General features: G+C 33.6%; 15 protein-coding genes and 1 pseudogene. 1 reads left to right on the top strand and 15 read right to left on the bottom strand.

Annotated features, from left to right (window positions below; genetic code table 11):
• Window positions 1-11: 11 nt before the first annotated feature.
• The 10 genes and pseudogenes from A361_RS10500 to A361_RS10460 form a co-directional block, all read right to left on the bottom strand.
• Window positions 12-1,157 carry a phage major capsid protein gene (locus A361_RS10500; protein ID WP_019381857.1) on the bottom strand — a complete coding sequence of 382 codons (1,146 nt, stop codon included), beginning with the start codon at window positions 1,155-1,157 and terminating at the stop codon, window positions 12-14.
• Between the two features lie 4 nt (window positions 1,158-1,161).
• Window positions 1,162-1,776: an HK97 family phage prohead protease gene (locus A361_RS10495; protein WP_019381856.1), complete on the bottom strand. Its 615-nt coding sequence runs from the start codon at window positions 1,774-1,776 to the stop codon at window positions 1,162-1,164.
• Window positions 1,766-2,950, bottom strand: a pseudogene (locus A361_RS30835) (phage portal protein). The gene A361_RS10495 and the pseudogene A361_RS30835 overlap by 11 nt, the downstream one beginning before the upstream one ends.
• A 72-nt stretch (window positions 2,951-3,022) precedes the next feature.
• The gene (locus A361_RS10485) at window positions 3,023-4,717 is read right to left on the bottom strand and encodes a terminase TerL endonuclease subunit (protein WP_019381853.1); all 1,695 of its coding nucleotides are present in this window, start codon (window positions 4,715-4,717) and stop codon (window positions 3,023-3,025) included.
• Window positions 4,710-5,309 carry a phage terminase small subunit P27 family gene (locus A361_RS10480; RefSeq protein WP_218971696.1) on the bottom strand — a complete coding sequence of 200 codons (600 nt, stop codon included), beginning with the start codon at window positions 5,307-5,309 and terminating at the stop codon, window positions 4,710-4,712. The genes A361_RS10485 and A361_RS10480 overlap by 8 nt, the downstream gene beginning before the upstream one ends.
• 21 nt (window positions 5,310-5,330) lie before the next feature.
• Entirely contained in the window at window positions 5,331-5,543 is a 213-nt protein-coding gene (locus A361_RS30830) for a hypothetical protein (RefSeq protein ID WP_236888019.1), read from the bottom strand.
• A gap of 169 nt (window positions 5,544-5,712) precedes the next feature.
• Window positions 5,713-6,024, bottom strand: a complete 312-nt coding sequence (locus tag A361_RS10470) for a hypothetical protein (protein ID WP_019381850.1) — start codon at window positions 6,022-6,024, stop codon at window positions 5,713-5,715.
• A 2-nt stretch (window positions 6,025-6,026) separates the two neighbouring features.
• Window positions 6,027-6,158, bottom strand: coding sequence for a hypothetical protein (locus A361_RS31225; RefSeq protein ID WP_019381849.1), 132 nt, complete (start codon window positions 6,156-6,158; stop codon window positions 6,027-6,029).
• Window positions 6,159-6,291: 133 nt separating this feature from the next.
• Window positions 6,292-6,495, bottom strand: a complete 204-nt coding sequence (locus A361_RS10465; RefSeq protein ID WP_019381848.1) for a hypothetical protein — start codon at window positions 6,493-6,495, stop codon at window positions 6,292-6,294.
• Window positions 6,496-6,830: 335 nt separating this feature from the next.
• Entirely contained in the window at window positions 6,831-7,217 is a 387-nt protein-coding gene (locus A361_RS10460; protein ID WP_019381846.1) for a hypothetical protein, read from the bottom strand.
• Between the two features lie 127 nt (window positions 7,218-7,344).
• Between A361_RS10460 and A361_RS10455 the strand changes: the two genes are divergently transcribed.
• Entirely contained in the window at window positions 7,345-7,569 is a 225-nt protein-coding gene (locus A361_RS10455; protein ID WP_019381845.1) for a hypothetical protein, read from the top strand.
• A 61-nt stretch (window positions 7,570-7,630) separates the two neighbouring features.
• Here the strand turns inward: A361_RS10455 and A361_RS10450 are convergent, their stop codons facing one another.
• The 5 genes from A361_RS10450 to A361_RS10425 all read right to left on the bottom strand — a co-directional run bounded on the left by A361_RS10450 (window position 7,631) and on the right by A361_RS10425 (window position 15,032).
• The gene (locus tag A361_RS10450; protein ID WP_019381844.1) at window positions 7,631-8,635 is read right to left on the bottom strand and encodes a DNA cytosine methyltransferase; all 1,005 of its coding nucleotides are present in this window, start codon (window positions 8,633-8,635) and stop codon (window positions 7,631-7,633) included.
• 82 nt (window positions 8,636-8,717) lie between these two features.
• The gene (locus A361_RS10445) at window positions 8,718-9,413 is read right to left on the bottom strand and encodes a hypothetical protein (protein ID WP_019381843.1); all 696 of its coding nucleotides are present in this window, start codon (window positions 9,411-9,413) and stop codon (window positions 8,718-8,720) included.
• A 375-nt stretch (window positions 9,414-9,788) separates the two neighbouring features.
• Complete coding sequence (locus tag A361_RS10440) at window positions 9,789-12,530, bottom strand: hypothetical protein (RefSeq protein WP_019381842.1); 2,742 nt, start codon at window positions 12,528-12,530, stop codon at window positions 9,789-9,791.
• A gap of 308 nt (window positions 12,531-12,838) precedes the next feature.
• A complete protein-coding gene (locus tag A361_RS10435; RefSeq protein ID WP_019381841.1) occupies window positions 12,839-13,921 on the bottom strand; it encodes a hypothetical protein in 1,083 nt (360 codons plus the stop codon).
• A gap of 667 nt (window positions 13,922-14,588) precedes the next feature.
• Window positions 14,589-15,032 carry a GIY-YIG nuclease family protein gene (locus A361_RS10425; protein WP_019381839.1) on the bottom strand — a complete coding sequence of 148 codons (444 nt, stop codon included), beginning with the start codon at window positions 15,030-15,032 and terminating at the stop codon, window positions 14,589-14,591.
• Window positions 15,033-15,094 lie beyond the last annotated feature (62 nt).

The raw sequence follows: 15,094 nt of genomic DNA, 5'->3' as shown, positions 1-15,094 counted from the left end.
ACCTTTAATTATTAAACTGCAGCCATTTTTAATACAGCAATCTTCTGTTGTTCAACAACCTTCGCATCAGCTTCAACATAACCCACTACACCTAAAGCATGTTGCGTTGCGAATTTTTCAACAAGTACTTGAATCTCAACATTTTGTGCAAGTTTTGCATATAGTCCTGTCATGTCGCCATATACAACAACTTTTTCACTTGCTGCAATTTCTGGCATGGATTCAGAAACATAAACAGGTTTATCGAGTAATTCCCAACCGAAACCATTGTTAACATTCTTATTTAGCAGATATTCACCATCAGCATTTTTCAATTTGCGAACTGCCTTGAACGTTTTCTTATTCATAATCCAAATAGCGCCAGCTTGGAATACTTCTGGAACTTCCATTTGCAAATCAATAAATTCATCAGCAGTTAATGCAGTGGCACTTGGAGCATTGATTTCTTGTGTTGCTGTTCCAAGAAGACCACCAATCTTACCTGTAGTACCCACAAGATATTCTTTTTCAAGGAAGTTAGCGATAGCTTCAGCCACCTTGTTAATAACAAATGGTAGTAAGTCCACATCAGAGCGATTCATCAGTGATTTTGAAATTTTAGCAAGAGACCCAATAATAAAGTTTTCTAGTTTAACAGTCGTAAATTTGCCAGTTCCTTCAGTCAGCTCCTGCATATCTTCAACATAGGCAGCTGAAATAGATGAAGTTCCTTCATCATACAGTGGGAATACTAAATTTCCACCAACATAGAATGTGTTTGCCATCCGTACAATCGGAGATAGTTCTTTTACTTTATCGATAATACGATTTGCAATGTGATCTGGAATAATTCCACCATTTTGACCAACATCTAATGCACGTTCTTCACCTTTAACGAATTTAAGGAAATTCTTTTCATCTAAAGCACGTTGCTCTTCTTTGCCAGTAACCTTTTTCTTTTCAAAAGAACGTGACTCTTCTTCAGCTGCCAAAGTTTTATCAATTTTACCGATTTCCTTTTTAATTTCATCAAAACGATTACTTTCTTCATCTGTAAAAGATCGTGTTTCAGCCTTTGTTTTGCTTAGTAGCCCTTCCATTTCGTCAAGTAAATTATTACGTTGCTCAACAAGTGTTGGCATAGATCTAGTTTCTACTTTTTTAACTAATTTTTTCATAATATTATTTTCCACCTTTCAATTTTAGGAATTCAATTTCATTTTCATAATTTGAGTAGTCAACTTGACTTTCCTCACGTTTTTCTTTTTGCTTTCCAGAATTATCTTCAATATTTGCAGTAAACTCTTCATTTCTTTGCTCAGTTATGTATGAATCTTCTCCTCTGGCCTCAATGGAGGTTGCAATATATGCAGGAGTTTTATCTAAAATAGACACTTCCAAGAGGTCAAGATCTTCAATAAATCTTTTTTGGATACCGTCTGAACCATCTTCCCACTTGTCTTTATTTGCAATAAATCCAAATGACCAACCTCTTAATTTACCATCTTTAGCTTTTTGTATTACTTCTTCGTCAGTTACAGTTGCAATAGCACGTAACCCGATAGAATCTTCACGTAATTCAAGATTCCCATCCTTAATGGAGCCAAGTTTCTTGTCCTTTTCATGATTAAAAAGCAAGTCAACATTTTCAGATTTAATAAGTGCTTTTTCAAATGTCTTAGGAACAATTTGCTCCTTGAATCGCCCATTTGGAGAAGGTAAAATCCTACTTTCTCTACCCACTGCATTTACATAGCCATCAAGTAAAACCTGATCTCCTCTTATCTCAATTCTCAATATTTCCACCCCCCTTCAATGCCTCTTTAGTCATTCCTGAATTTGTAACGCTATCCATATTTGGAGTAAAGTATTTCTTGGAGTTAGTATCATAAATAACTTCACCCAAGCTCATTGTTACAATATCCAAGCCCTCGATAGCTTCATAATCTTCTCTGTATCTGATTTCATTTTTACTAATCCAGCCTGCTTTGACAGCCTCACTATAAGCCTGATATCGCTTCAGAATATTGCCCTTGAGGATTTCATTGGTATCAACTGCAAAATAAAAAGACCCTTTCTCGCTCGGGAGTAATAGGTCTTTGTTTACCGCTGTTTCTATAGCTTTCAGTATCGGATTAATACATATCTTAATAAAACTCTCGTGAACTTCATCTGTCGCAGTACCTTCAAATAAGGAAGGAGGGACTTTAAACATTTTACAAACTTCTATTGAATTAGTTTTCTTATTTGAGTTAAGTTCCATTTCAACAGAGGTATTAGATGCCTCTTGAAAACTCAGCCCTTTATTCAAAATAACAACGTTTTCAGAATTATTCTTGTAAAGGTTTTTCCAAGCTTCTTTTAACGCTGTAATTGCTTCAGCATCTAATTTATTTTCAGAAGTAATTAATCCCTTTTTATTGCCCCCCGTGCGCACAAGAATATCTTCAAATACAAGAGAGTTCTACGCCACAGAAAGCATTTTATTATTTTCTTGGATTACTCCTTTACCAGTTACACCATCTTTAGTTTTTCTAGTTAGTTTGATAAATTCGTAATCACTATAAGTTGTACCATTAACTAAAATGTCATAACTTTTAAAGATAGGATCAGCATTAATATTTACAGAAACATTGTTATATGAAACATAGTGCAAACTTTTAATCTTGTTTCTTTCCCGGTTTATGTATGCATATCCAGCACCATCTAATAAATAATCTTCCACTAGCGCTTTCTTAAATTGAAAACCATCCAAAGAATCCTTTGTATCATCGTTTAACAGTGATACACGATCATCTTTCACTTCAGTGACTTTCCCATTTTCTTCTTTATAAAGAAGGATTGGCAAAGAAGCTACTGTGTCAGATATAAGCCCAACTGCAGCACTTACAGCAGGAATATTTAAAGCTTGATCTTTTGTTACTGTTTCAGTACTGATACCAGCTTGTAGTAAAATGTCTTCTAAAGTCATACTTTTTTCTTCATTCTGAAATTGCCTAAACTCTTTCCATTGTTGAATTAATCCCATTATCACACCCCCCTTCTAAATTACTTGTGCAGTCCATCCTCCACCAGAATTGAATATTACATCTTGCTGAAGCAGATATAATGCATTTATAGTAGCAAATACCATATCAACCTTTCCTGCTGTCTTAACACTTACTTTTTTATTTATGTACTTGTTTAAATTTGTATCTTCAGTGATTCTACAGTTGGTAAAATTATTTTCATAAACCAAGTTATTATAGTATGAGAATTTTTGTTCCAATATCAATTCTTTGAGCCATTTAATTGTTGGATGCAAAACAGTGCTATGTTGTTTGACTTCAATTGGTAATAAATCATGGTCTCTTTCCCATTTCTGAGCAGAGTTTCTAAGATTTCTAATGTCAAATCCTATACCAACAATATTTACACCATATTCATACTGCAAATCGACAACAAATTGCTCAAAGTGAGCATAGTCAAGTACGGTATCTCCGCATACAATAGTGTTTCCAGCTTCAATTGACTTTTGATAATTAAATCTTTCCCTTTTGCTTTTCTCTTCTATGTAATCCTCTTGAATAAAACACCATGTTTTTGAGTGAACTACTCCTGTTTCTTCATCATATCCAAGCATACAAATTGATGAATTATCGAAACTCTCAGCACCGTCTGCACCTATGTAAACATCTTTACCATTCCAATCCCATTCCTGGTCAGCTTTACACGCTTTGATTTGATCACTCGAGACATACCCATCGGCCCCTAATCCCTTGTACTTAATATTGTTATGTTTACATAGATAATTTTCACGTTTTGACTCATATAAAATAGCCATCGTCCGCTTATCGACAATGGCTTTAAAGACTTTTTCATTATCTACTGCAACTGGATTAGATTGATAAATTACCAAATCATTCGTTTCCCATTGCTTTTTGATATTTTCATCAGGCTCGTATAACAAACTAAAATATCTTTTATTTTCAACTAATCCATCTAATACCCGTTTAGCATAATCAATTTCAGTTATCATAACATTGTTGTCATTTGGATATTGCGTACTAATTATGATACCAAGCTTATCTTTTAGTGTAATCTGGGAGCTTCTCATTGCTTCAATTGGGTAATCGTCGAGAACCCCCGCCTCATCTGCCAAAAAGATGTTTGCAAGCTTTCCATCCATCTTATCATTGCTGTATGCTAATGGTGTATATTCAATGTCTGTGAGCTTACATTCAATCATGTCACGCTTAATTTTAAATCGGTTTTCCAGTGCTGGACTAGACTTAATAATTTTTTTTACGGCTACTTTTAACTCAGAAGACAATTTGTAATCTGGTGCAACAGAATAGAATCTTGAGAATTTAGGTTCAAGCAGCATACCTACAATAAAAACAATAGCACTCCCAAAAGTTTTGTAATTCTTTCTGCTGATTTCGAGAAGGCTAGACTCAAAATAGCGAGAGTTATCAGCTTTATTAATAGTACAAAGAGTGGCTGTTACAAAGAACCACTGGTAACGCTCCATCCCTTCATAAATTGAACATCCTAAATCAGGATGAACCATTAACTTCAGGATTCCGCAAACCTTTTTATACATCTCTTCATCTATGCATGCTTCTCCATTATTTCCATCTGCTATTTCTAACCATTGTTCAGCTTGCTTCTTTACATAAATTCCAACATAATCATTGTCTTCTTCAAGGCACCATTTGCAATATTTATAAGCTTTACTTTCCTTGATGCTATCCATTTACATCACCATTTAACACTTGGAGAAGTGGATCTTGATTGTCTTGTTCGTTCTTAACATTAAGTACAGCTAATTTTGACCTAGATGAAGGAGAAAGACCCAATTCCATACAACACTTATTGAAAATGACATTATAATCTTTATAAATTATGCTTGCCGGATTTCTTACTAATGTTCCATCTGTTTTTGTAATAACTAAACCATGCTCGTCTAATAACTGCTTACATTCCTGCATCTTTATAATTGCATCCACTGTGGTTTCTAAGATTGTAATGTCCAAGTTGTTTAATATATTACTTTCCTTAAGCTCTTTAACTAAGAAACGATATAACTTCTTTTCATCATTAGAAAGGTGTTTTGGTGGTTTATAGACTAAGCCATCATTACCTTTCAATTTTTGTTCAGCTTGCTTTCTTTTTGTGTATTCCTCTTTTGACAAATGTGCACTTTGTAAATCCACTGGTTTAGATGCTCTTGCCACATAAATCACCTGCCTTTCTATAAGATTCTTATCATCCCAAAATAGCCCATTTCGGAAGATTTTATGACCGTAGGGGACCGGTCGGTGTGGGAACTTTTTATTTTTTCTCAAACTCAAAGTAGGGGGGATATTTTAATAAGAATTTTTCTCCTCTTGTTCCTTAACTACCTGCAGCAACTCTTCCCTTGGTATCTCTCCATCTTCAGCCAAGCAATGATGGTAATAACAAAGACTAATAAGATAGTTCTCATCAAGCCTCTTGTCCCATCCTTCAGGATCATTTAACGGAATGATATGATGGACTTGTATATTCTCATAGTTATACTTGATCTGGGTATCATACAATTCTCTAATACAAACCTGGCACATATGCAGATCCCTATCTTCTCTTACCTGTTTCCTTTTACGCTGCCAACTGGATGTGGATCGAAACCTATCCGCCTTTGACACTTTGTTATTACGTGTAGGCTTACTGGAACATTGATGCTTAATACCATGGATTCTTCCACAGTAACTACAGCTCTTTAGCATTCTTACAATACACCCTATGTACTTCCCCACAATCATTTATAACCTTTACATAATCATCTTCTTCCCACTCATCATTACTCTTCTGATTAATCTTAGCAGCCTTTTCCTTCATGGCAACTATACATTTTTCAAGATGTTCTAAATACCCTACAATAATATCCGAGTACCATCCGAACAAATGATTATCATCATGTACATGTAGCTGATTCTCTAATTCTTTTACTTTGTTTGTAAATGAATGTGTGAAATAATCCTTATCACCAAATAACTTTCTTGCTAAATCATCTTTCCTCATTCCTATCTCTCCTTCAATAACTCCTTCATCTCTTCAAGCAATCTCAACTCTTTTTGTTTTAATTCCTGGATCTTCTTTAACCTATCTTCAGACTGACTCACTAACACCTGAGTATCCTCAATTAATGCCTGCATTTCTTCTCACCCTTATTAAAAAGGTATATACAGCCAGCAGCACTCGCAAATAACACCATTGTTAACATCACCTTCTCATCTCTCCTTAAATTTAGGCAATAAAAAAGACACCCTTAATTCAGGTGCCTAGCATTTAGTCAAGTATTATTTCTATAGAGTATACATCATCCCATGTTCGCTCATATTGTTCACCTTTATCATCAGTAACCAATATCGGGACATTTTTTTTCTTTGAATCTTTAATATATTGAAGTAAATCCCCTTTATGAGAACTATCTACATTCCATCCATCAAGCGTAACTGTTGCTCCATCTTTGAATTTTGTTATCAATTTCACTTTAATCACTCTCCCTTAGTACAAACCTATCACAAACATTTGTTCTTTGGAAGTAATTAGAAACTAATAGTTTTCGACAATTGGAAAATATGATACTATTTAACTAATCCCAATTTAAAACATGAGGTGGCTGCCTAGCGCCTTCATGGCGACTTTAAATTTGGGGGTATGACATAATGCTTAATATGATTATGGAAGTTGGAATGGAGTTATTGACTATAAAGGTAAATGCCGTGCCTATATTTGTCTTCTTCATTCCGGCGAGAAGGAAGCCCTGAAATATGGGCTTTTTCTTATGCATTAAAAAGCACCCTCGAAAGGATGCCTTAGTATTATTAACCTTGTAAATAAAATGCTTTCTTAAAAATACTATCAATAATGGTTTCATCAATCTTTACAGGATGATTATCAATCATCACACAGTAAATACCGTCAACCAAAGAGAACTCATTAAATTTTAAAGCTGCATCTCTTCCTTCTGGGTCAATAATATTTTTATAAAAAATGATTTTATTACGTTCATTATTGATTTCAAGATTTTTATCCAAAACACTGAAGGTGTAGTAACCCTTAGTTTCATCAATTGAAGTATCTGATTTAATGGGTTCTGCTAATTTAGTAAACTCATTTTTGATAAAATTAATTACATCCTCATATGTTTTCATTGATTGCCCAAGTTTTTCTTTTCTTACTTTATTATAAAAATCTTCTCTCCACGCCATAAGAATGACCCTCCTTTCTACCTACTCAATTCGACATACTTAAAGGGAATTCCTCTCACAATTACCATTATTATGCGCCTATTATGTAATTTAATGTTATAATTTAGTAGAAAGTGAGGTGAAACAAATGGCTGAAACAGTTAAAGTTAAACCTACTCCGATACAAAGAAATAAGTTTGATGTGGCAATGGAATTAACAAATCTTCACTTAAGAAATTATGGAATACCTGAAGAAGAAGTAGAAGGAGTATTCGCAAAGTATTATGCTCTTGCAGCATACTGTGAAAGTTCGGATGTTTACACTATAAAGAACCTTATAGATGCTGATTTACTTAGTAAGATGAGTAGATAGTTAGAGTATTATCAAGGAGAGGATGTGTAATCATCATCCTCTTTTTTATGAATTTATGTATTTATTTCTTCTTATCTTCCTTATAAGCAACATTTACTGCAACACCATCTTTAACCTGGTATGTATATAATTCTAATAAAACTTTAAATATTGCCTCTAATACATTTACTACAATACTGTTCCCAGCTAATTTGTATAAGGTAGAATTTTTATTATTTCTTCTACCTGGATACTCTTTTAGCACCTCATCAAAATCATCATCAGTAAAACCCATTAGCCTCCAACATTCACGTTCAGTTAAATATCGATACTGCCCATCCTTTAATTTAATAATCCCTGCATTTGGACACCTATCTTGTCTTGTTGAAATAGTCCAACAATGAGTATCAATGACATCTAAAAAACGATTATAGTTCCTATTTCCAATTGGATTTAATTCTTTAATTTTATTTAGCATACTTGGAATAGTTATATTGTATTTTTCATCTGGGCTATTCTCCAAGAACTCATTAATTGATCCGGTTTGCAACTTCTCCAACTTAGAAAAATCAAATGTTTCTTTGCCTAATATGGATACTGTAAAAACTCTTTCTCGTTTCTGAGGTATGCCAAAATCCATTGCATTAAGCACTTCAAAGCTATTTGTGTAACCTAATCGACTCATTTCATTTAAGTACTTATTAAATGAATGTATCATGTCTTTATCGAGTACACCTTTTACATTCTCCCAGACTACAAACCTCGGTTTCCATGACCCCAGATTTTCAATGATTTTTAAAGTTTCCCACATCAGAGAGCTGCGTGTCTTATCTTCATCATTCCCACCTAAACGCTTACCAGCACGAGAAAAATCCTGACAAGGAGAACCATGTACTAAGATATCAGGCATAAGGTTATAGCCGATTACACTTTGAGGCTTATGTTTATTATCATACAATGCGTTATAAGCTCGAACAGCCTTCTCATCAATCTCTACATAATCAATAGCCTTGTGATCAATACCAAGATTAATTAATGCTTTCCTTGGTGCTCCAATTCCCCCAAACAATTCTAGAATCTTAATCATTTATGTATTTCCTTCTTATCATCTTGCTTTATGATATGTACAACACCTGACTGATCCACACTATACTTAATCCTTTTCCCCATTAGATACTAGCTCCCCTAACTGCATCAGTATAACGATTAAAGGATTCAGGAATATATAACTTGTACTTACTATTTATTTGCTTAATACGCTTCTCAACAATCCTATATACTTGCTCAATTTCATCTTTTGTCAGTAAATCTAAAGGAACATTATTGTACATAGTAAATTCAGGGTACAACCTTTTCATAACTTCATCATAAGCTAATGCAGCTTGCTCAGGCTTAGAGTAGTTAGTTCCAAAATTATACTTAGTACCATCAACTTTAATAAAACATCTATACTTTCCATTTTGCTGAGTAACATTTTTATAGCCAAATTTATTATCTTTCCTTACTGGTACATTCCTGTTGTTTTCATCTGCAGTTGCTATCCTTAAATTATCTGACCGATTATCAAGGGAATTCCCATTCTTATGCTCGCTATGTAATCTGGAATTGTTGCCTGAGACCAAACGATGCATACTGATATTTTTCTTATTTTCACTATCCCATGCAACCGCATATCCTTGACGGTTCGGATCGCCTAAGATTCCTTTCCCGTCATGAGTCCAAATGTATTGACCAAGATTAAATTTTAGATAACTCTTCAGATCCGTTAAAGCATATCTCCCATGAGCATTAACACCTTGCAAATAAATATATACTAGCTGTCCAACAATTAAAGTTCTATTTGGTTTTAATTTTCTTCTTCCCATATTTCACTTCTCCCTTATGATTTAGTTAATGGAAAGGGTGTCTCACGACATGCCTGCTTTGAATCTCCAAAAATAATTCAGTTCAATCAGTACTGGGGAGAAGGCAGTACATTTCAAACTAAATTATTTATGCAAATTCAAAAAACTACTTGAATCCCAATTTTTCTTATGTTAAATTAAAATTACGGTATCGTTTAATCTTTTTAATAAAAAAAATAAAAAATGGCAGATAAAGAGGGAGTACACTGCCGATTCTTGTATATATTGACTTGGTATTCGCCTCCCCTAACACACCATTATCTCAAATAAAAAGAAAAGCCCACATACCTTGGGACTCTAAGGTTTATGGGCATATTTGTATTTATCTAAAAAAACTCATGCGGACATTTCTTTTAATATTTTCCTAGTCTTCCTTTTCCGTTCTGCGTCAAGTCTCTTCCTGTACGCTTTCTGACAACTATCGCACCTGATTTGTCTTTGCTCAGGTGTTGGAATCAGCTCTCCACATGCTCTACAATTGATTTCTGAATGCACATTCTTCCTAATAGCATCAACAACTTCTACTCCAAATGATTCAAATAACGTCTTCTTGTACTCACTGTCCTTTTTACCGAAAAGGAATCTAACTAGTACATCTGAAACCTCTTGCGCTTCTGGATGAATTGATAGTAATTCCTCTCTAATTTGAGTATAGATGTATGGTTTCTTTCCATCTTTAGTTTCTGCTTCATCATTTATGTAATATCTCTTGTTGGTGTCCAGTGCAGTATACTTCTCAATGATTTTGCTGTCTGTCTCTTCATCAATAACAAATGCATTCTCTTTAATGTTTGGAGTCCACATTAAATACTTATAGTCAAATTGTTCAACAACGCTTTTAAAGGTAATTCGTCTGTTGATGATGAAGTCTTGAAGTCGATTAACAACCTTATCGTTTTTTTTGTTTACTTTGCTTTCCGGCTTACCTTTTGCCTGAATAAAGAAGTAGGGAAGTTTTTCCTTGCAGTAATAATTCCATTCCTCTTTAACTTCGCTCGGTAACTTAACCTCATCCAAAGTTTTAGCCATATCAATCACATGATTATTGTAAGAGGTCAATTTTTTGACCAATTCGTAATCTTTTTTAACATCGAAGTTCTCCTTATTATATAATTTCGTTAGGTTGTTTGAGATGATTCCGATATTGGCTTTAAATGCTGCTTTAAGGCTCTCAAATATATTAGCACTGTTAATTAATTTTGGTTCTGATACGCCCATTTCATACTCTAATGGGACTACATCTAACAATTTGATATGCTCCTCCGCCACTCTTATTAGGGTTTTTGATGGACTTATAAGAAGCTTATCGCCATCATAATCACACATTAGGATTTTTGATATTGCTGCATCGTCTGCCGAGACATGGACTCCTTTTGTGATATACCATTTAGTCATCTTTTCCGACCGCCTGTTTTGGCGGATAACATGCTCAAACGATAAAGCTGGACTCCTTAATAAGTCTACCTTTGACTCACCATACAGGGAGCATGAGACTTCAGCTTTACCAAGTAACCCTTTAGGATTATCAATACCATCAAAAATATTCTCCATTACTGCATACCAATCAGGAAGAGCGTATGTATACTTACCTTCAAGATTAACTTTACCTGCCATCGCTTCCTCAAGAATCTTTTCCTTTTTATCCTTGAGGCTCTTCTTAGTATTCTTATCATTTAGTAACGCAGGGTAAAGATTCAGGGCTTGTTGAAATTCATTTTTATTATCATTGTCATCTGAAGCACCTAACACCCTTAGCATTGTATCTGCATCTGATCCTAAATTCTGCAATTCCTCATTAGTTAAATCAGCTATTTCCATTAAATCACTATCGCTGATATTAACTAGTGATTGCAGATACTGATAATTGGTTTTAGCATTAGGGATATTATCCTCTTCAACATTCATAAATGAAGCTTCACAATTGTATTTCTTAAAGTTAACCTGGTATTTCTTCCAACTCTCCTTTGGGTTATCCTTATTAATAAAATGTTTCCACATTTTAAACTGGGACTTGAAAAATACGATCTCAATTCCCGAATCCTTTAAATTCCACTCTTTACCATAAATATCTGTGACAACAGGATTCTCTTTATAATCTAAAAATGGTACAGCAGATAGGCAGCCCTTCATCCAAGGCAATCTAAATTGCATATTTTTATGTACACCTATTCCAAACAGTTTTTCACTCACTTGCGGGAGCATCATCCCAGCTCCGTCTGTAATTTCTAATTCAATCGACTTCTCGTTCGTCCTTTCAATCTCAAATGTTTCTCTGCTAATGAAATCAACTGTTCTTCCTTCTAAAGAGACTGCTACATCATCCACAACGATGCACTTATCAATATTGAAATTTTTCCACTTATAACTTGCACTTGAAGCCAACGCTTTATATGCGAGGTACTTATTAACCGACATACCGCCATTATTATTAATATCAACATCAGTTAACCCAGCAGTAATGGAATTTTCAATATTACTCCAAGCCTCTTTTTCGATGAAAAATGCTTTCTTGTCACGAATCTGACCACTTGATGATGACCAATAGACAAACTCCTTGTTCCTAAATTTGAATCCCTTATCAAGAATGCTATCGAAAATTTCATAATTGAATACCTCAACAACAATAATTTTTTCTGACAACTTATTCTTTTCCATTTCTAATTTTCGAGTAAGTGGAGATTCAAACAAGGAAATTACTTGACTAATATTCAACCTTAAAGGATTGAGTATTCTTACATCTTCATGTTGCTTAATCATTTCCTTTAAATCCCGTTTGAGTCCTGCTTTTGTTGGCTTTTCACCTTTGAATACCTCTTCTTCTAAATAGGCCAGATATTCCAACTGCCTTTCTTTGGATGCTATCTGATTAATCATTATGTTCTTTTTATGTTCGTTATTTTCAATAATTGAGTCATCTTTTAACGAAGCAATTTCTACTTGAATACTACTCTTTTCTTTACTTAACCTTTTCAGATCATGCAACCTATCCTTTAATACCTTCAACTTCATTTCTTCTCTAGAAAAAAATACATCAGTTGTTACAGAATAAACATTTACTTGATTTAATGATTGTTTCATTTAACATTCTCCTCTATGTGTAAGATTATTTCTAAAAACACGTACATTTAAATTAAATTATGTAATTTCGTTCGTTTTTCATCTGATTTAAGATAATAAAAATTGACCACTCGATTTGTGATCTGATTGTTCGTAATTTGCATTTTTTTAAAACCCATGAAATTTAGTATAGTTAAAAGATAGATGAATCATTTATTACTATATAATTTAATATTTAATTAATTTATATATAGAATATTAATGAATAATAAACTTCAAAATAACCTGTATATATACTATGTATACTAAATATCCAAGGTTTTAGATTTTCATAAATTTGAAGGTAATCCCCACATTTGATCATCTATTTCTTCTGCTGTAGGTGCTGTTCTTTTTGACTCCTGCATTGCCCTATAATCAACCAGGCTCATCCTGTCGATAGTTTTGATTGGAATCTTTGTCTCGGAAAACAGTTTATATGAGTTTGCAACATAACTGGTCGCCTTCCGTTCTTCCTTACTTAATCCATGAACAAAGTAATCCATTTGATCAACAATGTTCACCATTCTGTATTGTCTAACAAGCTTCATATCATCTTCTAAAGTACTTTTAGGGATGCCTGTTTCTTCAGATAGTCGCTCATATGAGGCATCATAACCACCTCCATAAAAGCCATTCATGCGCTTAATATAGCAATAAAGGTAAAATCCTCTTACTCCTAACTCCTTTTTCCCCATGCAAAACAGGAAGATTTCAAATGGAATAACGTCAAAATCATACGGTTCAAAAAACAATCCATCCATTTCACCACTCTCATAAGTTTCCAGAGACCGATGAAAGTGCTTAACGGGATACTTAACTTTGTAGTTTCTACCCTTTTCCCGATACATAAGGGTTCTTGTCTCAGGTTCTGCATCACTTAACAACATAAATTCAAGCCCATTAAAATCATCCATTTCCCATGCAATTGGATAATCAGTAGTTGTCTGAGTGTAGTTTATCTGATCAAGTATGCCATTCTTTTTTATTATGTAATCAACTTCTACGCTAGTTCTGGCATATCCGAGGATTTCCTTAATGTCCTCTACATTGATTTTGAATTGACCGTATTTAACGTATCTGTATAGCCAGGTGATGAAGTAATAGTACGAGTAAGCAAAAGCTATATGTGTGGAATTGGCACCCTCATTCTGTCCTCTTTTATTTCTTATCCCTTTTAAAGTCTCAACTTTGATAAATTTATGGGGTCGATTTCTTACTTTTTGTGCTGCTATTTCTTTAAATGGCTTTTGAATATCACTAAATATTTCATTAGGCATAAAGACGTTTGATTCTTCCTCTTGATAATTTAAGAATTTGGCAATGACTGCTTCCCGGTACTTTAATACCTTCTTAGTTTTTTCTTCTTCCATTAAGTTACCTCCGATTGTTTCATTTTGATTTTATTTGGATTATGTTATTTGCTTAATTTGTATTGCTCTAGAGCAGTTTGAAGCTCCTCATTTATGAAATACAACGAATAAATTTTCCCTGACTTAGGTTCCTGGCCGATATGTATAAAAGGAACTCCTTGGCTAGTTAACCAGTCAGATACGTGCTTTTTATAACAATAAAAGAAATTACTGCGAGTTAATGTCATTTTTGATCCACCTCCTTTCTCAACTTAATCATTTTGTATTTTTTCTGAAATATCCCTTTAACAAAAATTTGTTAAACTATAGTTAGCCAAAATGCAGTATAGCTTTTAATCTAGACCCCCTAGATATATATTCAGTCCGATCACCTTAGTGAGTGGTCGGATATTTTTTTATTCCCGATAAAATCAGTATTTTAATGTGTTTTATATCTTACTAGTTGAATTACGGTATAATCGTACTTATATAGGTAATTTAGTATTGCTTTTTACATTTACCGATGATATACTTTGAACATAAGGAAACTGGATAAATATATCCTCAAAGCTAAAAAGAGAATAAAAAACTAAGACGACATCAAAAGATGGATCGTCTATTTAGCATTTATATAGTCATACTTAATTGTATTAAATTATTTAATTTTAGTCCATACTTTTTTATCAAATTAAGACTCTCTAAAACTGTTATATGGGGTCTGTAATTTCATAGCTACATAAACCTCAAATAATGTTCGAGCATATTCGTTATCTATTTCAATCATTCTTACAAAGAAGTTTTCATACATAAAAGACCTTGCTTCAACTGGAGTGATATTCTTTTCTTTAGCAATTTTATAAGTAAGATTCGCTTGAGCTTTTTGTATTGCTCTATGGTCAACTCCAATTCGTACAGCCATATTTCTAGATCTTCCAACATACAAAGGGTTGTCACTTTTGTTACTAATTAAATATATACCATGTATTGGATCTTTCTTGTTAAATACTCTTTCTATTGTACTTTTAGTAAGTGTGCTGAAATTAAGTCTGTCGCTGCCAGTTAATTTTTCAAAAAGTTCCGGGAAGGATTTAACCAAGTCATCAAAGGTTTCAATATAGTTTTCGTAATTCAATGCGATACCCCTCTTAAAAATCTTAATTTTTTATGCTTTTTGCAAATTTAACCTTATTATAC

The organism is Cytobacillus oceanisediminis 2691, from assembly GCF_000294775.2.
Classification (GTDB): domain Bacteria; phylum Bacillota; class Bacilli; order Bacillales; family Cytobacillaceae; genus Cytobacillus; species Cytobacillus pseudoceanisediminis.
Note: the sequence above shows the minus strand (reverse complement) of the source record. Positions and strands in the feature narration are given on the sequence as shown.

Bases quoted from the DNA above. Each gene is read 5' to 3' on its own strand.
- A361_RS31225 (WP_019381849.1), bottom strand. From the start codon at position 6,158: ATGCAGGCATTAATTGAGGATACTCAGGTGTTAGTGAGTCAGTCTGAA.
- A361_RS10460 (WP_019381846.1), bottom strand. From the start codon at position 7,217: ATGGCGTGGAGAGAAGATTTTTATAATAAAGTAAGAAAAGAAAAACTT.
- A361_RS10500 (WP_019381857.1), bottom strand. From the start codon at position 1,157: ATGAAAAAATTAGTTAAAAAAGTAGAAACTAGATCTATGCCAACACTT.
- A361_RS10470 (WP_019381850.1), bottom strand. From the start codon at position 6,024: ATGAGGAAAGATGATTTAGCAAGAAAGTTATTTGGTGATAAGGATTAT.
- A361_RS10435 (WP_019381841.1), bottom strand. From the start codon at position 13,921: ATGGAAGAAGAAAAAACTAAGAAGGTATTAAAGTACCGGGAAGCAGTC.
- A361_RS10440 (WP_019381842.1), bottom strand. From the start codon at position 12,530: ATGAAACAATCATTAAATCAAGTAAATGTTTATTCTGTAACAACTGAT.
- A361_RS10455 (WP_019381845.1), top strand. From the start codon at position 7,345: ATGGCTGAAACAGTTAAAGTTAAACCTACTCCGATACAAAGAAATAAG.
- A361_RS10485 (WP_019381853.1), bottom strand. From the start codon at position 4,717: ATGGATAGCATCAAGGAAAGTAAAGCTTATAAATATTGCAAATGGTGC.
- A361_RS10450 (WP_019381844.1), bottom strand. From the start codon at position 8,635: ATGATTAAGATTCTAGAATTGTTTGGGGGAATTGGAGCACCAAGGAAA.
- A361_RS10445 (WP_019381843.1), bottom strand. From the start codon at position 9,413: ATGGGAAGAAGAAAATTAAAACCAAATAGAACTTTAATTGTTGGACAG.